Origin of the sequence: Corynebacterium durum, from assembly GCF_030408675.1 — a bacterium.
GTDB classification, from domain to species: Bacteria; Actinomycetota; Actinomycetes; order Mycobacteriales; family Mycobacteriaceae; genus Corynebacterium; species Corynebacterium durum.
The window spans coordinates 1,357,288-1,380,128 of record NZ_CP047200.1; the positions used below are offsets into that span (position 1 = coordinate 1,357,288).

General features: G+C 55.9%; 20 protein-coding genes, 1 tRNA gene and 1 pseudogene. 14 read left to right on the forward strand and 8 right to left on the reverse strand.

Annotation, left to right across the window (positions count from 1 at the left end; all coding sequences use genetic code 11):
• Nucleotides 1-25: 25 nt before the first annotated feature.
• Genes CDUR_RS06385 through CDUR_RS06395 form a run of 3 tightly spaced genes read left to right on the forward strand, consistent with a single transcriptional unit; the run spans nucleotide 26 to nucleotide 2,503 of the window.
• Nucleotides 26-868 (forward strand): DUF3097 domain-containing protein, encoded by an 843-nt coding sequence (locus CDUR_RS06385; RefSeq protein WP_179417567.1) that lies wholly within the window; start codon nucleotides 26-28, stop codon nucleotides 866-868.
• Nucleotides 869-896: 28 nt separating this feature from the next.
• On the forward strand, nucleotides 897-1,325 hold the full coding sequence (locus tag CDUR_RS06390; protein ID WP_179417568.1) for an NfeD family protein: 429 nt from the start codon (nucleotides 897-899) through the stop codon (nucleotides 1,323-1,325).
• The gene (locus CDUR_RS06395; RefSeq protein WP_006063357.1) at nucleotides 1,325-2,503 is read left to right on the forward strand and encodes an SPFH domain-containing protein; all 1,179 of its coding nucleotides are present in this window, start codon (nucleotides 1,325-1,327) and stop codon (nucleotides 2,501-2,503) included. Before CDUR_RS06390 ends, CDUR_RS06395 begins: the two co-directional genes overlap by 1 nt.
• 7 nt (nucleotides 2,504-2,510) lie before the next feature.
• Here CDUR_RS06395 and CDUR_RS06400 read toward each other — a convergent pair whose 3' ends face one another.
• A complete protein-coding gene (locus CDUR_RS06400) occupies nucleotides 2,511-3,113 on the reverse strand; it encodes a MarR family transcriptional regulator (protein WP_179417569.1) in 603 nt (200 codons plus the stop codon).
• A 100-nt stretch (nucleotides 3,114-3,213) separates the two neighbouring features.
• Nucleotides 3,214-3,846 (reverse strand): TVP38/TMEM64 family protein, encoded by a 633-nt coding sequence (locus CDUR_RS06405; RefSeq protein WP_179419053.1) that lies wholly within the window; start codon nucleotides 3,844-3,846, stop codon nucleotides 3,214-3,216.
• 302 nt (nucleotides 3,847-4,148) lie between these two features.
• On the opposite strand from CDUR_RS06405, the gene CDUR_RS06410 reads away from it, so the two are divergent.
• From CDUR_RS06410 to CDUR_RS06425, 4 genes are read left to right on the forward strand one after another with little or no spacing between them, the layout of a single operon-like run.
• Entirely contained in the window at nucleotides 4,149-6,014 is a 1,866-nt protein-coding gene (locus CDUR_RS06410; RefSeq protein WP_179417570.1) for a methylmalonyl-CoA mutase family protein, read from the forward strand.
• An 8-nt stretch (nucleotides 6,015-6,022) separates the two neighbouring features.
• A complete protein-coding gene (scpA, locus tag CDUR_RS06415; protein ID WP_006063361.1) occupies nucleotides 6,023-8,245 on the forward strand; it encodes a methylmalonyl-CoA mutase in 2,223 nt (740 codons plus the stop codon).
• A 25-nt stretch (nucleotides 8,246-8,270) separates the two neighbouring features.
• Nucleotides 8,271-9,368 (forward strand): methylmalonyl Co-A mutase-associated GTPase MeaB, encoded by a 1,098-nt coding sequence (meaB, locus tag CDUR_RS06420; protein WP_179417571.1) that lies wholly within the window; start codon nucleotides 8,271-8,273, stop codon nucleotides 9,366-9,368.
• On the forward strand, nucleotides 9,368-10,171 hold the full coding sequence (locus tag CDUR_RS06425; protein WP_179417572.1) for a COX15/CtaA family protein: 804 nt from the start codon (nucleotides 9,368-9,370) through the stop codon (nucleotides 10,169-10,171). Before meaB ends, CDUR_RS06425 begins: the two co-directional genes overlap by 1 nt.
• On the opposite strand, the pseudogene CDUR_RS06430 reads toward CDUR_RS06425, so the two are convergent.
• Nucleotides 10,147-11,453: pseudogene (locus CDUR_RS06430) on the reverse strand (SDR family NAD(P)-dependent oxidoreductase). The gene CDUR_RS06425 and the pseudogene CDUR_RS06430 overlap by 25 nt on opposite strands.
• Nucleotides 11,454-11,557: 104 nt before the next feature.
• Between CDUR_RS06430 and CDUR_RS06435 the strand changes: the two are divergent.
• Nucleotides 11,558-12,334, forward strand: coding sequence for a hypothetical protein (locus CDUR_RS06435; RefSeq protein ID WP_290208100.1), 777 nt, complete (start codon nucleotides 11,558-11,560; stop codon nucleotides 12,332-12,334).
• A 42-nt stretch (nucleotides 12,335-12,376) separates the two neighbouring features.
• Here CDUR_RS06435 and CDUR_RS06440 read toward each other — a convergent pair.
• A tRNA-Leu gene (locus CDUR_RS06440) sits at nucleotides 12,377-12,462 on the reverse strand.
• Nucleotides 12,463-12,571: 109 nt separating this feature from the next.
• Between CDUR_RS06440 and CDUR_RS06445 the strand changes: the two genes are divergently transcribed.
• From CDUR_RS06445 to CDUR_RS06455, 3 genes are read left to right on the forward strand one after another with little or no spacing between them, the layout of a single operon-like run.
• The gene (locus CDUR_RS06445; RefSeq protein ID WP_290208101.1) at nucleotides 12,572-14,173 is read left to right on the forward strand and encodes an ABC transporter transmembrane domain-containing protein; all 1,602 of its coding nucleotides are present in this window, start codon (nucleotides 12,572-12,574) and stop codon (nucleotides 14,171-14,173) included.
• A complete protein-coding gene (locus tag CDUR_RS06450) occupies nucleotides 14,170-15,963 on the forward strand; it encodes an ABC transporter ATP-binding protein (RefSeq protein WP_179417574.1) in 1,794 nt (597 codons plus the stop codon). The genes CDUR_RS06445 and CDUR_RS06450 overlap by 4 nt, the downstream gene beginning before the upstream one ends.
• A 15-nt stretch (nucleotides 15,964-15,978) precedes the next feature.
• Nucleotides 15,979-16,518, forward strand: coding sequence for a YbhB/YbcL family Raf kinase inhibitor-like protein (locus CDUR_RS06455; protein ID WP_179417575.1), 540 nt, complete (start codon nucleotides 15,979-15,981; stop codon nucleotides 16,516-16,518).
• A gap of 7 nt (nucleotides 16,519-16,525) precedes the next feature.
• On the opposite strand, the gene CDUR_RS06460 is transcribed toward CDUR_RS06455, so the two are convergent.
• From CDUR_RS06460 to CDUR_RS06470, 3 genes are read right to left on the reverse strand one after another with little or no spacing between them, the layout of a single operon-like run.
• Entirely contained in the window at nucleotides 16,526-17,635 is a 1,110-nt protein-coding gene (locus CDUR_RS06460; protein WP_179417576.1) for a quinone-dependent dihydroorotate dehydrogenase, read from the reverse strand.
• A gap of 4 nt (nucleotides 17,636-17,639) precedes the next feature.
• Entirely contained in the window at nucleotides 17,640-18,674 is a 1,035-nt protein-coding gene (locus tag CDUR_RS06465) for a YncE family protein (protein ID WP_179417577.1), read from the reverse strand.
• A gap of 23 nt (nucleotides 18,675-18,697) precedes the next feature.
• Nucleotides 18,698-19,636, reverse strand: a complete 939-nt coding sequence (locus tag CDUR_RS06470; protein ID WP_179419055.1) for an aldo/keto reductase — start codon at nucleotides 19,634-19,636, stop codon at nucleotides 18,698-18,700.
• Nucleotides 19,637-19,727: 91 nt separating this feature from the next.
• Between CDUR_RS06470 and CDUR_RS06475 the strand changes: the two genes are divergently transcribed.
• From CDUR_RS06475 to CDUR_RS06485, 3 genes are read left to right on the forward strand one after another with little or no spacing between them, the layout of a single operon-like run.
• A complete protein-coding gene (locus CDUR_RS06475) occupies nucleotides 19,728-20,552 on the forward strand; it encodes an undecaprenyl-diphosphate phosphatase (RefSeq protein ID WP_233453014.1) in 825 nt (274 codons plus the stop codon).
• 37 nt (nucleotides 20,553-20,589) lie between these two features.
• The gene (gene mshC, locus CDUR_RS06480; protein ID WP_179417579.1) at nucleotides 20,590-21,822 is read left to right on the forward strand and encodes a cysteine--1-D-myo-inosityl 2-amino-2-deoxy-alpha-D-glucopyranoside ligase; all 1,233 of its coding nucleotides are present in this window, start codon (nucleotides 20,590-20,592) and stop codon (nucleotides 21,820-21,822) included.
• Nucleotides 21,819-22,166, forward strand: a complete 348-nt coding sequence (locus CDUR_RS06485) for a hypothetical protein (RefSeq protein WP_006063374.1) — start codon at nucleotides 21,819-21,821, stop codon at nucleotides 22,164-22,166. The genes mshC and CDUR_RS06485 overlap by 4 nt, the downstream gene beginning before the upstream one ends.
• Before the next feature lie 2 nt (nucleotides 22,167-22,168).
• On the opposite strand, the gene CDUR_RS06490 is transcribed toward CDUR_RS06485, so the two are convergent.
• On the reverse strand, nucleotides 22,169-22,501 hold the full coding sequence (locus tag CDUR_RS06490) for a TM2 domain-containing protein (RefSeq protein ID WP_006063375.1): 333 nt from the start codon (nucleotides 22,499-22,501) through the stop codon (nucleotides 22,169-22,171).
• Nucleotides 22,502-22,841 lie beyond the last annotated feature (340 nt).

Here is a 22,841-nt window from a genome sequence, read left to right on the forward strand (position 1 = left end):
AGTTTAGCCGATAGGGTAGGAAACCATGAGCATCAACGATCCGTACGGTGGTGACATTTTCGCCGGGCACGCACGCAACAAAACCCCCGACTATCCAACTGTTCCCGCCGAACCCGGCCTGGTGGTAGAAGTACGAGCCACCGGATACGTTGGTGCTGTAGTGGGGTTTGAACGCACCTATGACGGGGATTTTGTTCGCCTTGAGGATCGTCACGGCGCGCAACACCTGTTCAAACTCCGCACAGGTGCCTTCATGGTCGATGGGCAGATCGTGTCGCTCACGCGCTTTGTAGCCAAACAACAGCCCGCCCGCTCCAACTCCGGCTCCCGGAAAGTCGCCGGTGTGCAAGCGAAAGTCGCGGCACCATCTCGAATCTGGGTTGAAGGCATCCATGACGCAGCGATCGTGGAGAAAGTCTGGGGCCACGACCTGCGAGTAGAGGGCGTGGTTGTCGAATACTTGGAAGGCTTGGACAACCTTCCCGAACGATTAGCGGAATTCCAACCAGGCCCCGGGCGCAGGGTCGGCGTGCTTGCCGACCACCTAGTGACAGGCTCAAAAGAGACACGCCTGACCGAACAAGTCGGGCCACATGTAGCCGTCACCGGACACCCCTTCATTGATATTTGGGCCGCAGTGAAACCAGAGCGACTAGGCATGCGTGCCTGGCCCGACGTTCCCCGTAACGAAGACTGGAAAACCGGAATATGCCGCAGATTAGGCTGGGACGACACCCGGGAGGGGTGGAACCGGGTGTACGGGGCAGTGAATGGCTTCCGGGACCTCGATTCAACACTTATCGGCGCAGTAGAGCGCCTTATCGACTTTGTTACTATCCCAGAAGTCTCCAAGTCAGATCTTATGTAAGGCTATTTTTCCACGTATCCTTGAAAACGTGGGTGTATTTATTTGGTTAATTGCCGCATTGATACTAGCCTGTGGCGAACTAGCGATTGGCGATTTCACGCTACTCATGCTCGCCGGTGGCGCATTAGCCGCCGCTGGTGTCTCACTTGCTCATGTGCCGACATGGATTGAAGTTGTTGTGTTCGGCGTGACATCAATCGGCATGATTTTCTCCCTACGCCCAATGCTGAGAAAAAGGCTGCTGACGGCCCCCACGTTAGATACGTCGGTGCAGGCTTTAGTGGGTGCCACCGCACCCGTGATTGAAACGGTAGACCCCCACGGGGGACAGATCCGCCTTGACGGGTCGATTTGGTCTGCCCGCAGCCTCGACCCCTCTGAAACGTTTGCTGTGGGCGACACCGTCAATGTCATCAGCATTGACGGTGCCACCGCAGTTATATGGAAGGCACAGTAATGACATTTGGAACAGTTTTATTCGGCGTCTTAATTCTGCTGATTGTTGTGGTGGTAGCTCGCTCTGTCGCCCTCATTCCGCAAGGTGAAGCCGCCGTTATTGAACGCCTCGGCAGGTATACACGCACGGTGTCTGGTGGGCTGACTTTGCTCATCCCGTTTATTGACCGTATCCGTGCAAAAGTAGATACCCGCGAGCGCGTGTTTTCTTTCCCACCACAAGCGGTGATCACCCAAGACAACCTCACTGTGGCCATCGACACGGTAGTGACATTCCAGGTCAACGAACCGGAACGCGCCATCTACGGCGTGGACAACTACATCGTCGGCGTGGAACAGATCTCCACCGCAACGCTTCGCGACGTCGTGGGCGGCATGACGCTGGAAGAAACCCTCACCTCACGCGAGGTGATTAACCGCAGGCTACGCGGCGAACTAGATGCCGCCACCACCAAATGGGGCCTGCGCATCAGCCGCGTCGAACTCAAGGCCATTGATCCGCCACCATCCATCCAACAGTCCATGGAAATGCAGATGAAGGCGGACCGTGAAAAGCGCGCCATGATCCTTAACGCCGAAGGCCAGCGCGAGGCAGATATCAAAACCGCAGAAGGTGAAAAGCAAGCAAAGATCCTTGCCGCAGAAGGTGAAAAACACGCCGCCATCCTCGCCGCCGAGGCAGAGCGCCAAGCCGTGATCCTCCGTGCCGAAGGCGAACGCGCCGGGATGTTCCTCCGCGCACAAGGTGAAGCCCGGGCAATCCAGAAAGTCAACGCTGCCATCCGCGCAGCCCAAATTACCCCTGAAGTACTGGCCTACCAATATTTGGAGAAACTGCCGAAGATCGCCGAAGGCTCCGCCAACAAAGTCTGGGTGGTGCCCAGCCAATTTGGCGACTCCCTCGAACAATTCGCCAAGACACTGGCAAACAAAGACGACGACGGCATCTTCCGCTACGAACCCACCGAAGTGGACGCACGCACCCAAGAACTCGCGGACCAAGACGCAGACACCCAACACTGGTTCTCCACCGAATCCGACCCCGAAATCGCCGCCGCCGTTGCTGCAGCAAACGCAGTGGCCCAAAAATCGGTGGATTCCGAACCACCACAGGCACCCGTCATGCCATCACCGGAGCAACCCAACATCCCCGATGCCCAGTACGGGATAGAGAACTAACGCGCCGCTACAGTTCTTCGGCACGCTGCAACAGGTTCACCGCAAGGTGCCAACCCGCTGACTCAGCTTGCCACCCGGCCGCCTGGAGACGCTGCGACATCGCCTGCTTAGAGATGCCCAGCTCCTGGGCGGCTTCATTTTGGTTATACCCCGCCCGCATCAGCGAGGTTGCCTCCCGGCCCTCCAACGTGCGCTTAGACAACACATGCCCCAGCATGCAAAACACCCCAGAAATATCAGCAGTGTAGCGCGCAGGATCAGCACCACGGGCATCAATACGCGCCTTCACCACCCCAGCCTTACCGAGTTTACCCACCGCAGCAGTGGCCAGCTTTCGAACGCGTTCCACTGCTTCCACACTGTCAGAACCCAGATGTTCCCGCCGATGAGGTATAACACCGATCCCCACCGACCACTCCGCCGCAGACAACAACGCCATCGTGGCGTTAGTCACCGCCGCAGCACTGGACACATTGGCGCACATGTCCTCCACATCAAGAATGTGAAACGCCTCAACACCATCAGTGGCGGCAAGTGCAGTAGCAAACCGCTGAACATAGTCGGCGCGTTGGATCTCGCGGCCACGATACCGAGCGTGCAAAGCGAACATTGACGAGGAAAAACCTTAACTAAGCGCGAATTTTCACTGATAATTCCGTTTAGTCTACCGTCTGGGCTTGATCAAGGGAGGAAACACGCGAATGAGTGTCTCACGCAACATCGCGCCGAATTGGCAACCTGGAATCTACTGCAAGTCCCGACATGCCGAACACAAACAGCATAAGGCTGACCAGTAAAATCGCAGGATTTCCGGTGCCCGTCGCGGCGTCGCCAAGCAACACCGTCGCCATGGTTCCAGGGGCTGAGCCAAGAAGTGTTGCAATTGTAAACGCGCCCACCGGAACCGCGCTCAACGCCGCAGCGTAATTGAGCACACTAAATGGTACGGCAGCAATCATGCGCAACGACATGATGGCTAACCATCCCCGTGTGCGTAGTCGCTCGTTAATGCCAGACACGGCCGGGTGTGTCAACCGTGGCCGCATCCAATCGCCAAGCAAAAAACGCACAATTAACAGCGATAACGCCGCCGAAACAGTGGTAGCTCCTAGTGCGATAACAATTCCCACAACCGGCCCAAACAACAGCCCGCTGGAAAATGTCATGATGGTGCGGGGGAGCGGAAGCTGTGTGATCAGGACATACAAAACAAAAAAGACCACAGCAAACCACGGGCCTGCGGCCGCACTCCATGAACGCAGTAGATGGATGCTCGGAACATCTATGATAAACACCACCCCCACAAATGTGAGCAATACCGCAACAATCCCTAATTGCTTCACCCTTGAGAACCCTGAAAAACTCGCCCAAGCATCCCCACAAAGGGTAGCCAAAAAATCCCACAGCAACTGCAGTTTTGCTGAGCGGCCATGAGGCGTGGGTGTTGGTGAAGTACTCACCTGAATCAGGGTAGTCTCTGCGCTAGCTCATGGCGATATCGGCATATGTGATGGGGGTTTCTCGCACGAAGAGAAGGTTACGGGGGTTACACTGGTGAAAGATTGTGAGCACTCCGATGACGGGTGTGCTCATGATTTGACTATAACTGGAGGAATTTTCAAGGTTTAAGGGGAGTAGGTCCGCTGTGACTGATACACAGTCTGGTGCGCCGAACACTCTGCCCGAGGATTTCGATGCCAAGCAGCAAGCCTGGTACAAATCCGTCGCTGGAGTGTTTGCCCGCGTACAAAAAAAGGATGTCGCAGACATCCCACTTGATGTATGGAAAAAACTCATCAAGTCCACTTATGACGACATCGATATCAACCCGCTGTACACCCGTGCCGACGAACTAGACGAAGTCGCCGCCCCTGGCGTCTTCCCCTTCATTCGCGGCTCATACGTGTCCGATGCCTCGCGTGCCGGCTGGGGCGTCACCGAAACCTTCGGCACACACGGTACAGCCGCCGATGTCAACAAACTCATCCTGCACGCGTTGAACAACGGAACAACCAATGTCGTGCTCGACCTCACCGGTGATCTCAGCGCTGATGATCTGTCCACCGTGCTAGGTGATGTTTACCTCGACCTCGTGCCACTGCGTCTGCACGCCGGAACCGACACCCCAGCAGCTGCAACCGCACTCTATGCGCTTATCGACGCCGCCGGGGTCGCGGAATCCACCACCGTGGAACTCGGTGCTACCCCGCTGACCTCACGCGTCGACGGAAGTGACACAACAAGCCTCGACGATGCTATCGCCTTGGCCGTTGATGCTTCAGCCCGTCCAGGTGACGTACGCGCCATCATGATCGACGGTGTGGCGTTATCCAACCAAGGCGCCACCGATGCCCAAGAAGTCGGCATGGCACTCGCCGCCGGTGTGGATTACTTGCGTGCCCTCACCGCTGCAGGTCTCACCCCGGAGCAAGCACTCAAGCAGCTGTCCTTCCGCTTCGCCGCCACCGACGAGCAGTTCGAAGAAATTGCCAAGTTCCGTGCAGCACGCGGACTCTGGGCACGTATCGCTGAAGTCGTTGGTGCGCCCGAAGCAGGCTCCGCACCCCAGCACGCCATCACCGCACCTGTGATGTTCAGCCAGCGTGACCCCTGGGTCAACATGCTGCGCTGCACAGTCGCAGCATTCGGCGGAGGCGTCGGCGGAGCAAGCGACGTCGAGGTACTACCCTTCGACTACGTCGTTCCAGGCGGAATGCCCGGTACCTCACGCACTTTCGCATCCCGCATTGCCCGCAACACCAACCTGTTGCTTCTGGAAGAATCCCACCTCGGCTTCGTTGTCGACCCCGCCGGAGGCTCCTTCTTCGTTGAAGACCTCACCGACAAACTCGCCGACAAAGCCTGGGCAGTGTTCACAGAGATTGAATCCCACGGTGGCTTCACTGCAGCCGTGGCATCCGGTGCCATTGCTACCGCACTCGATGCCTCCCACGAGCGCACCCGCGCAGACATCGCACGTCGCGTGAAGAAACTCACTGGCATCAATGAATTCCCCAACCTCGGTGAACAACCCCTCAGCGACGACCGCCGAGTTGAACCGCGCGGTATCCGCCGCTGGGCCGCGGAGTTCGAAGCACTGCGCAACCGCTCAGACGTCTACCTAGCCGCCAAAGGCACACGCCCGCAAGCAGTACTCATCCCGCTCGGGCCACTGGCCAAGCACAACATCCGCACCGGGTTTGCCACCAACCTGCTCGCCTCCGGCGGCATCGAAGCTCTCAACCCTGGCCAAGTCGTACCAGGCACTCCTGAATTCGATACCGCTGCACAATCCGCGCCTATTGCCGTCATCTGCGGCACCGACGCAGAATATGGCGAGACTGGCGTCGAAGCCGTACAAGCACTACGTAAGGCAGGCGTCGAAACTGTACTACTTGCCGGATCACCCGCATCCTTTGAGGGGGCAGAGGCAGCACCCGACGACTACCTCAATCTCAAAATCGACGCCGCAGCTACTCTTGCAACACTGCTCGACAAGTTGGGAGCGTGAGAGGACACATGACCACCATCCCGAATTTCGCTGATATCCAGCGCACACCGGATACTGTCACCACAACCAGCGCCCCCAGCGCATCAGAACAGATCTGGTCCACCCCAGAAGGAATCGACGTCAAGCGTGTGTTTACCCGCGCTGACCGCGACGAAGCCGCCGCCGGAAACGACGAGCGTGCACCGCACCCCCTCGACTCCTTCCCAGGTATGCCGCCCTTCATGCGCGGACCATACCCAACCATGTACACCAACCAGCCCTGGACCATCCGCCAATACGCCGGATTTTCCACAGCAGCTGAATCAAACGCCTTCTACCGCCGCAACCTCGCCGCAGGTCAAAAGGGACTCTCCGTCGCCTTTGACCTAGCAACGCACCGCGGCTACGACTCCGACAACGAACGCGTTGTTGGTGACGTCGGCATGGCAGGCGTGGCCATTGACTCCATCCTGGACATGCGCCAACTTTTCGAAGGTATCGACCTCGGCAGCGTCTCCGTCTCCATGACCATGAACGGTGCCGTCCTCCCGGTCCTGGCGCTCTACATCGTCGCAGCTGAAGAACAAGGCGTACCCCCGGAAAAACTTGCCGGAACTATTCAGAATGACATTCTGAAAGAGTTCATGGTGCGTAACACCTACATCTACCCACCGAAGCCATCCATGCGCATCATCTCCAACATCTTCGAATACACCTCGATGATGATGCCGCGCTTCAACTCCATCTCCATCTCCGGTTACCACATCCAAGAAGCTGGAGCTACCGCAGACCTGGAGCTTGCCTACACCCTCGCCGACGGTATCGAATACATCCGTGCCGGCATGGACGTGGGCCTTGACGTAGATAAATTCGCACCGCGTCTTTCCTTCTTCTGGGGCATCTCCATGTACACCTTCATGGAAATCGCCAAGATGCGCGCAGGGCGTCTGCTGTGGAGCGAACTGGTGGCTAAGTTCGATCCCAAAAACCCGAAGTCCCAGTCGCTGCGTACTCACTCGCAGACCTCGGGTTGGTCGCTTACCGCGCAGGATGTGTACAACAACGTTCCCCGTACCTGCATTGAGGCAATGGCTGCCACCCAGGGACACACGCAGTCTCTGCACACCAATGCACTTGATGAGGCCCTGGCTTTGCCAACGGACTTCTCAGCCCGTATCGCCCGCAACACTCAGTTGCTTCTCCAGCAGGAATCCAACACGGTTCGCCCGGTCGACCCGTGGGCAGGTTCCTACTACATTGAGTGGTTGACCAATGAGCTAGCCAACCGTGCACGCGCCCACATCGAAGAAGTTGAGGCCGCAGGCGGCATGGCTCAAGCGACGATTGAGGGTATTCCGAAGCTGCGTATCGAGGAATCCGCCGCACGCACCCAGGCGCGCATTGACTCGGGCCGCCAGGCGCTGATCGGCGTGAACAAGTATGTCGTTGAGGAAGACGAGCAAATCGAAGTGCTGAAGGTGGACAACACCAAGGTGCGCGCTGAACAGCTTGAAAAGCTCGAACGCCTTCGTGCAGAGCGTGATGAGGAAGCCTGCCAGGCAGCTCTCGATGCTCTGACCGCTGCTGCTGCCCGCGAGGATAAGGAGGCTGGTGATCTTTCCCAGAACCTCCTGAAACTGTCGGTGGATGCAGCTCGCGCAAAGGCAACCGTCGGCGAAATTTCCTATGCGTTGGAGAAGGTTTTCGGCCGTCATGAGGCTGAGATCCGTACTCTGTCTGGCGTGTATAAGGAAGAGGTCGGAAAGGAAGGCACCGTGTCGAACGTGCAAAAAGCCATCGCCATGGCCGATGCCTTTGAAGCTGAGGAAGGTCGTCGCCCGCGTATCTTCATCGCCAAAATGGGGCAGGATGGCCACGATCGTGGACAGAAGGTTATTGCGTCCGCCTATGCCGACCTCGGCATGGACGTTGACGTCGGACCGCTGTTCCAGACTCCGGCCGAGGCTGCACGCTCCGCAGCAGATGCTGACGTCCACGTAGTGGGTGTGTCTTCCTTGGCAGCAGGTCACCTCACACTGGTGCCTGCGCTGAAGGAAGAGTTGGCCAAGCTGGGTCGCGAAGACATCATGATCGTCGTCGGTGGTGTGATCCCACCAGGAGACTTCCAAGAACTCTATGACGATGGTGCGGCCGCCATCTACCCGCCCGGCACGGTGATTGCCGATTCAGCTATTGACATGCTGACTAAACTATCCGCCAACCTAGGTTTTGACCTAGACGTAGATGCCTAGATTCTGATTGTGAGGGATGCCTGACATGGCTGTTGATAACGAATACCTTGAGCACCATTTGGGCTCTCTCATGACCACTGCGGGCACTGACCTCGGGGATGTCACTGCGGTGGCCCCCGAGGTGGTTAAGCGGGCTCGTCGGCGAATTGATGTTGATGAGCTTTTCGACGCCGTGCGAGCAGGCAATCGCACGCACATTTCCCGCGCCATCACGCTGCTGGAATCCAGTGCGCCAGCACATCGAGTGCTGGCGCAGGAGCTGCTGGTTCGCCTGTTGCCCTTCTCGGGGAATGCCCTCCGAGTAGGCATCACAGGCGTGCCTGGCGTTGGCAAATCTACGTTTATTGAGGCCCTGGGTATGAAGCTACTGGAGGAAGGACATAGAGTGGCTGTGTTGGCCATCGACCCGTCCTCTACGAAAACCCGTGGCTCTATTTTGGGTGATAAAACGCGCATGGCCAAGCTGTCAGCGCAGGATGACGCGTTTATTCGCCCGTCTCCATCTGCGGGGACGCTTGGTGGTGTAGCTAAAGCCACCAGGGAATCCATGGTGGTGTTTGAGGCCGCCGGATACGACGTGATTCTGGTAGAAACCGTCGGTGTGGGCCAGTCCGAGGTTGCTGTCTCCCAGATGGTGGATTGTTTCACGTTCTTGGCACTGGCCGGTGCCGGCGATCAATTGCAGGGCATTAAAAAGGGTGTCCTGGAGATGGCTGATCTTGTGGCCATTAACAAAGCTGACGGTCCGAACCTAAAAAACGCCAAACGCGCTGCCCGCGAGCTTGCGGCGGCGATGCGTATGGTGCGCAGTGAGGACGGTCTGTGGCACCCACCAACAATGACTATGTCTGCTGTTGAAGGTGACGGTGTTGATGAGTTCTGGGACACCGTACAGAAGCACCATGAGGTGATGCGAGAATCCGGGACATTTGAGACTGTTCGTCGTGATCAGCAAGTGGGGTGGATGTGGGCGATGGTGCATGAAACATTGCTGCAGCGCCTGAACACTGACCCTGAGGTGAAAGAAGTCCGCAGTCTGGTGGAGGCTCAGCTTCGCCAAGGTCAAATCACTCCGACACTCGCGGCGGAACGTATTCTGACAGCTTTTGACGCGGCGAAGTGATGCCTACAACGACTATTCTTGCTCGACTGAGTACATTTGTTGTTTTCGGAACAGTCGTTATGGGTGCAGTCGTGTGCGCCACGAATTCCTCAGCATCATGTCCGAATTGGCCTGGGTGTTATGACGGGCAATTCACGCCGGAGTTTCAGCTTAACCCGATCATTGAGTTTGTCCATCGCGTTTTCTCAATGACCTGTGCACCCTTCGTGCTCGTCATGGGGATTTTGCTGCGCAAACATCATGATCGCCGAGTGCGGTTGCTGCCATGGGTAGCTCTTGCTGGCGCACTTGGTGCTGGAATTTTTGGCATGTTTACCATTCTGACTGGATTATCACCAGTGGCCAGCATGATCGACTTGTGGTGCGCGCTTACTGCTTTGGTATGCATGGTGCTGACCACACGCCTGCTTGACGCAACACAGTTTGATGCTACACGCGCTCGCATTGCCGGATATGCGGTTGTGGGAGTGGCAGCGTTGTACGGAATGGGTGTCCTCGTGGCTGGTGATGGCTCTTTTACCCGCTGTATTGGTTGGCCATTGGGTTTTATTATCGACGCCGATCACGCGGCACCGCTGCAAATCCTGCGGGTAATTCTCGCTGTTGCCCTCATAGGTGTGTTCTTCTGGCTACGCTCGTTGCCAGTGCTGTTTGCGTTGGCAACTGAGCTTGTGCTGGGAATCGTCATTCGTACTTCCGGCCTGACGGATCTGCTGGGATCCTTGTATGGCGCTGTCGCGGTGTGCATTATTGCGCTTGCGGCGTGGCAGTGGGGCAATCACCAGTACGCGGCTGGGGCGTAGTCCTTAAGAAAACAGCCATACAGGTCTATCCCGTTTTCGCCGTCAACTATGGGTGGTAGACACGGGCGGCACCGTCGATAAGATCTAGTGGGGTGTGAAAGCCTTTGCGAGCAAAACGTTCTTTAGTCACATGTGGGCGTTCATCGGTGATCCAGCCGGTGTCAACAGCCGTCATGAGGGTCCTATCCTTGAACAGTTCTTCTGCGGATGTGCGGGTTAACATGTTGAGCGCTGCTTTGGCCATGTTTGTGTGTGGATGTCCTGGTCCCTTGTAGTCCCTGTGGAATATTCCTTCCATGGCGGAGACATTGACAATGTACTTCCGGCGAGCTGGGGAGGCTTCCAAAGCGGGCCGGAGCCGATTGATCAGTATGAACGGCGCAATGACATTGCAAAGATTGACTTCAAGCACCTCAATTGGGTCGATTTCACCCACCTTGGCTACCCACGAGTTATGGCCTACACGTTCAGGGAGTAATCCACCTGCATCAACAGTGATGTTGGCAAGGAGCTCTCGGCCAATGGTGGCTGGTTCGATGGCACTTGGAATGGAGGAATCCCCAAGAATGCGCATGTGAACATCCCTTTCGATGCCGCGTAGGGGCGTGCTCTCGGCGTCGACAAGGGCGGAATAGGCGCCGGGGGAGTGGCGAATGGTTTGAGCAGCGTTGTTGATCACTATGTCGAGTGGCTCTGTTGCGATGTCATCGGCGAGTGCTGCGACGTGAGCGGGGTTTCGAAGGTCAATACCCACAATGTGAAGTCGATCCAACCAGTCTGCCGAATCTGAAGTGGCACTGAAACGACGAACTGCGTCACGTGGAAAACGCGTGGTGATGGTGAGGTTCGCGCCGTCGCGAAGTAGTTTCAACGCAATATGCATGCCGATCTTGGCTCGTCCACCAGTCAGCAGTGCCCGCCGACCATGAAGATTGGTGCCTGCATGCCGGTGAAAGTGATTGGTTCGGGCGCAACTGGGGCAGAGGAGGTGATAAAAGGAATCCACCTGGGTGTAGCGCTTTTTGCAGACATAACATGACTGTGACCGGTGGAGGATGCCGACGCTGCTAGCTATTGCCTGTGGGAGTTCGGCGGCACCGTCGTCAATGCGATCAGGGTGACCGGTTACGGTGGCAGCGATGATAGCAGCATCGTCAGCGCGTCGTTGCGCGCGTGCTGCTTCGCCCGTGGCGATTGCCCTGGCTTTGCGCAGTTTTTTACCTGCCTTGAGTAATGCGTTGACGGTGTGGTCGTTGTTGGATTGTGGATCGTCAGCGACCATGCGTGTGGCCTGGTCAAGGACCTTGAGGCAGATTTCCAGTTCGTGGGGATCGATAAGCACATCTAATGATAATAATCTAATCTGCTACCTGGATAAAAGTATTGATGCGGGAATTACAATTTGATATTATCAATATAAATAATATTTCCTTATCAGAGGACTTTGCTATGACTACACTGCGCACGCTATCCGTTATTGCTGTTGCTGGACTTTTTCTCACGGGCTGTTCCTTAATCTGGGGTAATGGGGACTCGGAAACCACGACGGCAGCAAAAACAACTACAGCAAAAACAACTACAGCAAAAACAACTACAGCCGAAGTGACTACGTCAACCATCACGCAGACGGCAACCACAACAAGCTCGACCTCAACAAGCACAACAGCGACCACGTCGGAACCTGCCGGCAGCAGTGGATTCCATAACAGTGTCTTTGGGAAGATGCCCAAACAAATTAGTGACATGACGCAGAGGAAGTTGGAAGTGAACAATCCTGAGGAGGAGGCGTCCGTCTTCTACAGAAACGATACGGAAGAAATGCGCGTACACGAATTTCTTGCCACGGTTGATGAGGGTAAAAGAGAAATTAAAGATTCCGAGAAAGATGAAGCGCGGCATGACTTCGTGGATAGTTACACTGAAGGAAAATCATTCGCATCAACCCGACAAGAAGTTTCGGCATCTGGAATGGATTTCAGCTGCGCAGAGGGTAATAACACCGAAGAGAAATATTATGAGGCCGGTTGTTTTACGGTCTACAGAGGTCGCGTCATGAACTATCAACGGCATGATTCCACGCCTAGGTCACTTGAAGAGCAGAAGCATCGCACGGCATCCTTGGCTAAGGAAGTTGGAGAAGCCCTTGCATCACTCCCCAATTAATAGGCAAAAACCAGAAGCCATACGGCTTCTGGTTTTCATTTGTGTCCGGAGGGGGACTTGAACCCCCACGTCCGTTAATAGGACACTAGCACCTCAAGCTAGCGCGTCTGCCATTCCGCCACCCGGACCGGGCAACCATGTTGGTTGGGCACTGGAATACTGTATCCCGTTCGGTGCTATATTGCCAAATCTCCACGTCATGTGGCACTTCCTGCACCGATCCGTTAGGTTGGTGGAGTGAGTTTTACAGAACCCAAGAAACTGCGACGGATGCCAACGTGGTCTTGGTTCGCCCCCGTCACACCCCCTGAGGAACCAGATCTTATTCCTGTAGGATCCTGGCGTAGCAATAAACAAGCTGCGTGGGACCTCTTGTTTTCCTTTAAAAAAGTCAGCTGGTTGAGTATCGCCCTCATTATGGTCAATACGATCATTGGCTCGCTGATTTCTCGCATTATTGGTAATGCGACACAATGGGTTTTCGGTTCCGGCTCTTTTGGTGATGTTCTCTGGCCAATGACCCTCGTGACCGTGTTGCTTTTCGCCACCGCTGCGGGTGAAGCCACCGCTGATGCGTTGACCGAGCTTGGTTCTGCGCGGACAGTTCATCGTCTCCGCCTGGAACTTACTCGACGTTTGATGCGTGCACCGGCAGTGCGGGGCCTCACTCCAGGTGCCATTCTTAACACAGTGGATGAGGACTCTGACCAGCTCGCAAAACTCAAGGAAATTCTTAATTTTCCAGTGATGATGCTGGGCTTTCTCACCGGAACCATCCTTGTTCTCATACCGATATGGTGGCCGCTAGCTGTGCTCATGGTCATTGGCGGCGCCGCCACCATGTGGGCCTCGGCACTTACTGCACGGCCGATTGGACGAGTTTCTTCACGTCGCCGCGAGGCTGAGTCGCAAGCCGTGGCACTGGCCACCGACTTTGCCCAAGGTTCCCGCGTTGTCAAAGGGCTTGGGGCTGTATCCGCTAGTCAGGCACGTTTCGATGCTGCTGTGGACTGCTCCCTTGAGCTTATGCTTACCGACGCTCGCGTCAGCTCACTTATGACCTTCTACCGTCAGCTTGTCCCAGCTGTATTTTCCCTTATTGTTGTTGGTTATGCGGGATGGCTCACCAACGGTGGAACTATCAGCACAGGCGACTTCGTTACGGTTACGTTGTTGGCTCCACCTTCACTGACTGTGATGGGGCATTCCCTTGGTTTTCTCACCGACTCCTGGGCACGCGGTACCGCCTCTGCAGGCCGGGTCCGCACTCTTATTGATGTCACTGCGGACACTGACGATGGACCTGAACCCTGCTGCGTCGATACGCAGCAGGCTGGCCTGGTTGTGCTTTCTGCAACAACCTCTGCTGGGAGGGAAGCAGCACAACGCTATACTGCCAACCTCAACGCACTCCGACCGCCACATGCTGTCAACGTTTTTGAAGGCACTCTCGCCGATAACATCAACCCTTCCGGCGATATTCCTGACGATGTTGTTCGGTCGGCTCTTGATGCCGCAAGCTGCGATGATATTGTTCATCGTCTTGGCGGATATGGTGACGATGGCAGCCTGCCCACTGCGCTGATTGGTGAGGCTGGTTTGAACCTGTCTGGCGGGCAACGCCAACGGATAGCCCTTGCTCGTGCCTTAGCTCATGATGCACATGTCCTTATCCTTGATGAACCGACCACCGGTCTAGACACCGTCACCTTGGACAACGTTGCGCAGGCTGTGGCTGAGCTTCGCAGTGATCGCACCACCTTTGTGATCACCACCAGCAATGCGTGGAAATCTGTTGCTACTACCGTCCTCTCTGATGAGGAGCTACTCAACACATGAGCGCACCACTGACTCACGATGCTCTCCGCCCGACAACCTTGATGCAATCACTACGGTTTCTGCGGAGTTTGCCTTCGCGCCCGTCCTTAGGCTGGTGGATAATCTTCCTGGGAACACTGGGCGTAGGAAGTTTGTCTGTCACTATTTCTTCAAGTGTGCTTGGAAACGCTGTGGAAATTTTTCGTGGTGGAAGCCTTCCCATCATTGGTAGGGGATCGCAGGCCTTTGTCTCCGTCATCATCATTGTTGCCGTACTTCTCCTGACCGAAAACATTGGTCGCGTGTTCGCTTCCTATACTCTCGTATCAAAATCCCGCGTGATGAGCGTTGATCTCCGCCGTGCCTGCATGACCGCTACGCTGCGGGCACCAATTCCAGATATCATGGAGCTCGGAACAGGTAACGTCATCACCCGCCTGACCAAAGACGTAGATTCCGTCGTGCGCATCGTCAACTCGATCGGCGTTCGCGCTGGCACTACCATTGTGATGCTTTTGTTTACCACCATCACACTGATTATCACCGACTGGCATTACCTCATTATCATCGCGTTGATGGGCTTGCTGATGTACCCTTTCGTTCGCTCAACAGTGCGTGCCATGCCTGCCGCGACAAACCTTATGTCTACCGCAGAAGCGCGACGAAACAACCTCCTCCTTGACACTATCCGCGGTCTGGATACTATTCGCGCACTTCGTCTCCATGATTGGGCACATGGCAGGACACGGAAAGCATCGTGGAACGCAGTCCAGGCCAAGGCAGATTGCATTCCGTTGTTTAACCGGCTCATTTTCCAAGGAACCACCTGCTACGCCGTGCTTGTCGTTGGTGGTTTTGTTATGTCAGCGTGGTTAGCCAAACAGGGGAGCATCTCAGTTGGCTCGGCCGTTGCCGCTACGATTTTGATTAGCCGCTTGGAAATTCATATTTTCAACCTTCTGTTCTTTGCTGGTGACATTCAAGATGCCGTGACCAGCCTCGGCCGTGCTGTCGCACTCGCCGAACTCGGCGAACACATCACCACAACCGCCGAACCCGACGACCTTAACGACAACCCCGATGTCACCGTCACTAACCTCAGTTACGCCTATCCGGGTGGCGCCCCCATCATTGATAACCTCAGCCTCACCCTTAAAAGAGGAACAACAACCGCCCTTGTTGGTGCGTCAGGTGCTGGCAAATCAACACTCGCTGCGCTCATCGCAGGATTGCAGCGCCCACTATCAGGCAACATTGTGTTGGGCGGTGTTGATACGAACACCGTGCCAGACACGTGGACCGCCCGAAACGTTTCTCTGATCAGCCAGGAAGTTCACCTCTTTTCAGGGACACTACGCGAAGACCTTCGCATGGCGGCACCCAACGCGAGCGATGACGATCTACTCACCGCACTTGCGTCCGTGGGCCTTGAGGCCAGCAGCGCAGAATGGGATCGCTGGCTACCACAAGGACTCGACACACCCGTCGGCGCTGGTGCGCCAGGACTCAGCCCAGAAGTCCAGCAGCAAATTTCGCTTGCCCGCATCGTCCTACTCAACCCACCCGTACTCATCATGGATGAAGCCACCAGTGAAGCCGGAAGTGACAACGCCCGCGCTCTCGAACACGCAGCCAGCACAGTCGCCCGTGGGCGTACATCACTAGTGGTTGCCCACCGCCTCGACCAGGCAGTGGTTGCTGACCGCATTATTCTCATGGATCACGGCCGCATCATCGAAGATGGCACTCACGACGAACTTTTAGCACTGAACGGCCGCTACGCGGAGCTCTTCCACAGGTGGAGTAAATAAGGTAAAACGGACACCATGACACACTATGCAGACGACCCACGATTCCCAGGCCCAGACCCCTACGCGCCGTTGAAAGACCTTCCCAACTTCACCCTCACCTCCTCCGACTTCAGCAACGGCGACAAGATCTCTGAACTATACATCGGTGGGAGTGATATCTCCCCACAGCTTTCCTGGTCCGGCCTACCAGAAGGGACACAATCCCTTGCCGTTACCTGTTTCGACCCCGATGCGCCAACACTATCTGGATACTGGCACTGGGCAGTCTTCAACATCCCTGCTGATGTGACCGAACTGCCCACCGGCGCGGGATCTACCGCAAACGCTGGAATTGACGGTGCCATTACTCTCCGAAACGATGCTGGCATGACAGCCTATTTTGGCCCCCAGCCGCCGGCAGGCCATGCGCCACACCGCTACCTTTTCGCTGTCGATGCTGTCGACGTGGAAAAACTAGACATAGACCCCAATGCGAGCCCCACGGTGCTGAGCTTCAACCTGCACTTCCATTCACTAGGTCGAGCAATTCTCTGGGGCTGGTACGAAAACCCCTAGATACTAGCTAGGTACTAGGGTTCTGCCAATGCAGCCCACAGCCCACAGCCTCTGAAATCGAGGAAAAGCCGTGGTGCCTCAGTTGTGCGGCAATACCCAAGTGAATATCCCGAATCCAATCCAAGCCACCATAGATCATGCCCGTGTAGCCCTGCAGAAGACTAGCGCCGTTAGCGATGCGCTCCCACGCCTGTTCTGGTGTGCTTATTCCGCCGACGCTGACCAGCGCCAGTCGGCCACCAACCCGACTATATAGGCGTTTCAGCACTTCCAATGAGCGGGCAGCGACCGGTGTGCCAGAAATGCCGCCGGCACCCATGGCCTCCACCTCACGGGCATCCGTCACCAAACCATTCCGCGAAATCGTGGTGTTGGTGGCCACAATGCCTGCCAGTCCCAAGTCCACCGCCAAGTCTGCGACGGCATCCACATCCTCATCGGACAAGTCAGGGGCGATTTTCACCAGCACTGGCACGCGAGTGGATTCCTGCACCGCAACCAAAATCGGGCGCAGCGATTCCACTGCCTGAAGATCCCGGAGCCCCGGGGTGTTAGGGGAGGAAACATTCACCACCAAAAAATCAGCCAAGTCACCCAGCAGTGATGCCGATCTGCGGTAGTCCGAAACGGCCTGTTCAGCGGGGACGACCTTTGTTTTTCCAATGTTAATGCCAATAACATCGTGCGACCGCCTGCGTCGCAGATTGTCCGCCACCGCAGCGGCCCCCTCGTTGTTGAATCCCATACGATTCAAAATCGCCTTGTCACGTGGAAGGCGAAACAATCGGGGAGTGGGGTTACCAGGCTGGGGTGATGCTGTGACAGTTCCCAACTCTGAGTACCCAAACCCCACAGCAGTCCAGACGTCAGCGCAGGAGGCATTTTTATCAAAACCTGCAGCGAGACCCAGCGGACGGGGGAAAGTCACCCCAAAAACCTCTTGCGACAAGATGGGATCTTGCACCGCAAGCTTTTTTGAGAGAACACGATTAACCGGCGACGCGAGTTGCAGGGCACCCAACCCGTTTACCATCAGGTGATGGATACGTTCAGGGCTCAACATGAACATAACTTTCAACGCTGCAGCATAGGCTTTGGTGCGAAACGGGTGGTGCATGACCTTATCCTTCTGAAAGAGCCGCGCTCACCACGTCGGCTGGAATGATGGAGAGACCTTCTGACGCAGAAGCGGTGACCAGCGCGCCGTCGTTACGCGCGCTCATGGAGTTGATGTTGGCGGCGGAGGGAAGCGAGCCCTTTTTTACGGGGACTCCGGAACTAATATCGTAGGCAGCCAGGGTGTTCGTGCCTGTGGAGGACACCCACACCACCTTGTTCTTTTTGTCCCAGGCCAGCGCGTAGGGGCTCTGGTCAACTGGATGAAGTTGGTGAAGGCGAATAGCACCGCTTACCGTATACACCGCAAGTTGATCGCCAGTGGTGTCGGATGCGAACACAACATCGTCCTCGCCGGCGGCCAGACTACCTACCCCAAGACCGACCCGCAACGTCGGACCCGGCTTGTTGCTTGTCCAATCCACGCCATGAATGGTGGTGTCTTCCTTATTAATCAGTGCAACGCCATCGGGATTGCCGTTATGGGGAACACTGACAATCTTGGTTGTTTTATCGGACACGCGGAAGGTATCTACGGTGCCGGACGTCCGGAATACAGACACATCTCCAGAGGTGGATGACCCTGCCACGATTTCACCCGAAGTGGTCATTGCGGCCGTATCCATTGGTTTATCGGTTGTGCGCGCATTATCCAATGTGGGGTTGGCGGCATCAATGCTATAAATCGTGGTCCCACATGCCACGATAAATGTCGATCCTTGCGCACTTAGTTGCCCGCACTCGCTGGGTATAGAAAGCAATGGTGCTTCGCCTGCAGCAATGGTCTCCTGCGTTCCCACCAACAGACCATCTGAAGTGCGGACTGCAAGCACATCACCCGCCACAGACGTGTCCGTCGCGCTCGCGATACCTTCGACGTGGTAATCCTCAGACCCAGAGCGTGGAGATTCCGCAGGTGTGGCGTTTCCCATGACAATGGCTTCACCATCTGAATTTTTTTCTGGAGTCGAACAACTCGCCAGCATGATGGTCGCCACGGCTGACAGGGCACATGCTGCCACTTTGTGTCGCATAGTCACGAAGTAAAGATTATCAGAGCTGTCTAGCTCGAAATATCATCAAGCGCATCCAAAATAGCGCGTGGAAGCCGGACTTTTTCGCTGTCAATGATTTCGTTCCATTGCTCCGGGTGCCGTACCCCCACGATGGCTGCGGTCACCCCGGCGCGATCCCGTGCCCACACCAATGCTGTTGTTGCTGGAGAAATACCCAGCCCTTCGGCGGCGGTGCACAGGGCGTCGACAATGCTGAGGCTGCGTTCATCCAAGTAGCCCTGTACCTCCGCGTTGCGATGTCCGTTTGCCCCGCGCGAGGCTGAAGGAATATGCGACTGGTATTTCCCTGTGAGTACCCCCTGAGCGAGGGGAGCGCCCGCGAAGAAGCCCACGCCAAGGTGTTGGGTCGCAGGAAGCAGTTCCTCTTCGGCGCGGCGAACCAACAGATTATATTCGTTTTGTGCAGCGACAATGGGGCGTGCCGACGCTGCGGCATGGTTGGCGGCGGCGTGGGTGACGGCCAGCTGCCAGCCGGAATAGCCCCGCACACCTGTGTAGCGAACCCGACCAGTGCGAACGGCATAGTCCAAGGTGTCGGCCACCTCCTCAGGTGGTGTTTTGCCGTCCCAGAAGCCGACGCTCCACAGGTCTAAATAATCAGTGCCCAGGACGCTGAGCGTGTTGTCGAGGGAAGCGATCAGATGCCTGCGAGAGCAGTCCACGCGACGGCCCAGGGGTAGCGTAGGATCTACCCCGGCTGCGGAAGAGATCACAAGGTCTGTGCGAGATACCTCACGCGACAAAAGTGTTCCGAGGATTCCTTCAGCGCGGCCACCTGCGTAGGCCGGTGAGGCGTCGATAAGCGTGCCACCTGCGTCGATAAAGTTGCGCAGGATGGTGGCGGTGTCTTCTTCGGGGGTGTCGGCGCCCCAGGTGGATGTGCCGAGGCCCAACCGGGACACTCGCAAACCGCTCGCGCCTACCATTCGTTGTCTCACATCAATACAGACTAGTAGTACCGTGGTTCAGGTGAGTTATTTGAACACCCTCGCGGCGGCTGATGTTGCGTCAACGGACATGAGCTGGGCGCAAGTTATTGTTTTATCTATCGTTCAGGGGTTGACGGAGTTTCTACCCATTAGCTCCTCTGGCCACATTCGGATTATGTCCGAGTTGTTCTGGGGACATGACGCTGGGGCATCGTTTACTGCTGTGATCCAGCTGGGAACTGAGATCGCTGTGCTGGTCTTTTTTGCGCGCGATATTTTCAGTATTGCTGTGGACTGGGTGCGTGGCCTGTTCAATAAGGACGAGCGCAATTTCAACTACCGCATGGGGTGGATGGTTATTGTGGGCACCATTCCGGTGTCTGTGCTGGGTTTCCTGGGCAAAGACTACATTCGTGAAGCCCTGCGCAACCTATGGATCACCGCAACGGTTCTGATCCTGTTCTCCTTTGTATTTATTCTCGCTGAGCGCATAGGCTCGAAAAAACGCGGCTACGACGATTTGACCATGCGCGATGCCATTGTGATGGGTCTTGCACAGTGCCTGGCTCTCATCCCCGGCGTGTCACGCTCCGGCGGTACCATTTCCGCTGGCCTGTTCGTGGGACTCAACCGTGAAGTTGCCGCCAGGTTTAGCTTCCTGTTGGCCATTCCCGCTGTGTTTGCATCAGGTATTTTCTCTCTCCCTGACGCCTTTGCGCCTCAAGCAGGCCAGGCGGCATCTGGCGCGCAGCTGCTGATCGGTTCGGTCATTGCCTTTGCTGTGGGTTACGCCTCTATCGCGTGGTTCCTGAAGTTCGTGTCCTCCAACTCCTTCTCCTGGTTTGCGGTTTATCGTATTCCCGCAGGTCTCGTGGTGATGGCGCTGCTCGCTGCGGGTATCCTCGCCCCCTAACCAGCTTATCGACGCCCCGAACGCTAAAGTAGTGGGCATGCATTCTTGGCCCCAGCCTTCCGTGCCTTCTGTGGGAGGCACCCCTGTAGCATTGCAGCTTTTCGACACCGCTGATGCCGCACTAAAACCCGTGGCCGTCTATGACGGTGGAGCAGGTATGTACGTGTGTGGCATCACCCCTTATGATTCAACGCATCTGGGGCACGCTGCAACCTACCTCACTTTTGACTTAATCCACAGAATACTGCTGGATAATGGGGTGTCTGTGCGCTTTGTCCAAAACATCACCGACGTAGATGATCCGCTGTTTGAACGTGCAGCCCGTGACGGTGTGGACTGGCGTGAACTCGGGGAAAGCCAGATCAACCTGTTCCGCTCGGATATGGAAGACCTGCGAGTCATCCCACCCCACGACTACGTGAGCGTGACTGACTCTGTTGATGAGGTTATTGACATGGTGAGCGCTCTTCTTACAATCGGCGCAGCCTATGTGGTTGATGACCCCGACCATCCCGACATTTATGCCTCCATTGATGCTACGCCGCAGTTCGGATACGAATCCAACTACAGCCGCGATGTGATGGAACAACTCTTCGCCGAACGTGGTGGCGACCCCGACCGTCCTGGCAAACGCGACCCCCTTGACGCGTTGATCTGGCGTGCAGCCCGCGATGGCGAACCTGCTTGGGATGCACCATTCGGTGCGGGGCGTCCCGGCTGGCACATTGAATGCTCTGCCATCGCAAAAAACCGCATTGGCTCACTCTTTTCCATCCAAGGTGGTGGAAGCGACCTGATCTTCCCGCACCACGAATTTTCCGCAGCCCATTTCGAAGCAGCAGTTCCTGCCAAGCGCATGGCAGACCACTATGTGCATGCCGGGATGATTGCCCTTGATGGCGTAAAAATGAGTAAGTCCCTGGGGAATCTTGTCTTTGTGTCGCGATTGACTGCGGCTGGACATGACCCAGCTGCCATTCGACTCGGGGTCTACGCTGGACACTACCGCAGCGACAGGGACTGGTCCGACGTGGTGCTGCATGATGCTGAAGAACGCCTTGCGCGCTGGCGAGCTGCCGTTCATATTTCTTCTTCTGAGGAAGCTGCACAGGAGCTGGTGCGGACCGTACGCATGCACCTAGCCAATGATCTGGATACCCCCTCCGCCTTGGCAGCGGTTGATGGATGGGTAGACACACTTTCTGGCGACGGCGACGGTGGGGAAGTAGTGACTCGTGCCATTGATGCTTTGCTTGGGGTGAAGCTATGAGCAATTTTGCTGAGGATTTCATCGCCGACTTAGAAACCTATGCAACCGGTTCTTACCTACGCGATGATGAGAAGGAGCACTGGACGCAGCCTTATGATCCCTCAGTGTTGCCGCAGCTCAAGGCTTTGATCAGTGCATTTTCCAACAAGGTGGCGATGGATCCTGATGCTGCGGTGGTGGCGGCGGCTGACTTTATTCAAAAAGTCAATGACTTCAACCATGCCCACGGCTATGCAGTCATTGAGCATGAAGAGGAAAACGAATTACAGGGCTTCATCCGCTCCACACTCTATAGCGCTGGTGTAGAGGACGAAGCCCTGAAAACACTTCCAGAGTTTGAATAGATTTATCGTTTCAGCGGCATTCCTGCTGCGTCCTTGTCGTAGCCGCCGGCACCAATGATGATCATGATGAACTCCACGAATCCCCACAGGGCGACTGCTGCCACCACGAGACCTCCGATGACAATGATCGACGTGACGAGGCCAATGACCATCAAGCCTAGTTGGAGGACTCCCTTTTTGGTGTAGCCAAGGTAGAAGTTATGAGCACCAATGGCGCCAAGGAAGAATGCCAGGGCAAGGGCAACAATCCACGACTTTTCACCTGCTGGAGTCAGGCCAGCAAAAGGCTGAGCGGCTTTATCCAGGAAAGATGCATTAGGGTTAGGGGCAGTCACAATATCTCCTTGTAATGTGGACCAAACTATATCTTTTCCGTCTGATAACGATACCGAGTATCACGTCAGAAGCAAAACTAGAACATATCATCGATAGAGATTTTGCTGTATGTGGCTTGCCTTCTGTAGGTAAGCTGCGGTGAAGCTGCAGCTAGGGCTTATTTTTCTCGGTGTTACGTAATTTTCTAATCTACCCTAAAATGGGGGTGTCTCGTAATTCGGGTGGAGTGTTTCTGTGAATCTTTATCAACGTGTCAACGAAACTGACTGGTCGTAGCGCAGCTACGTGTACCAAAGTCTCCTTACCGCTCCTCTTTTTGGCCCGAACCATGCCAAACTC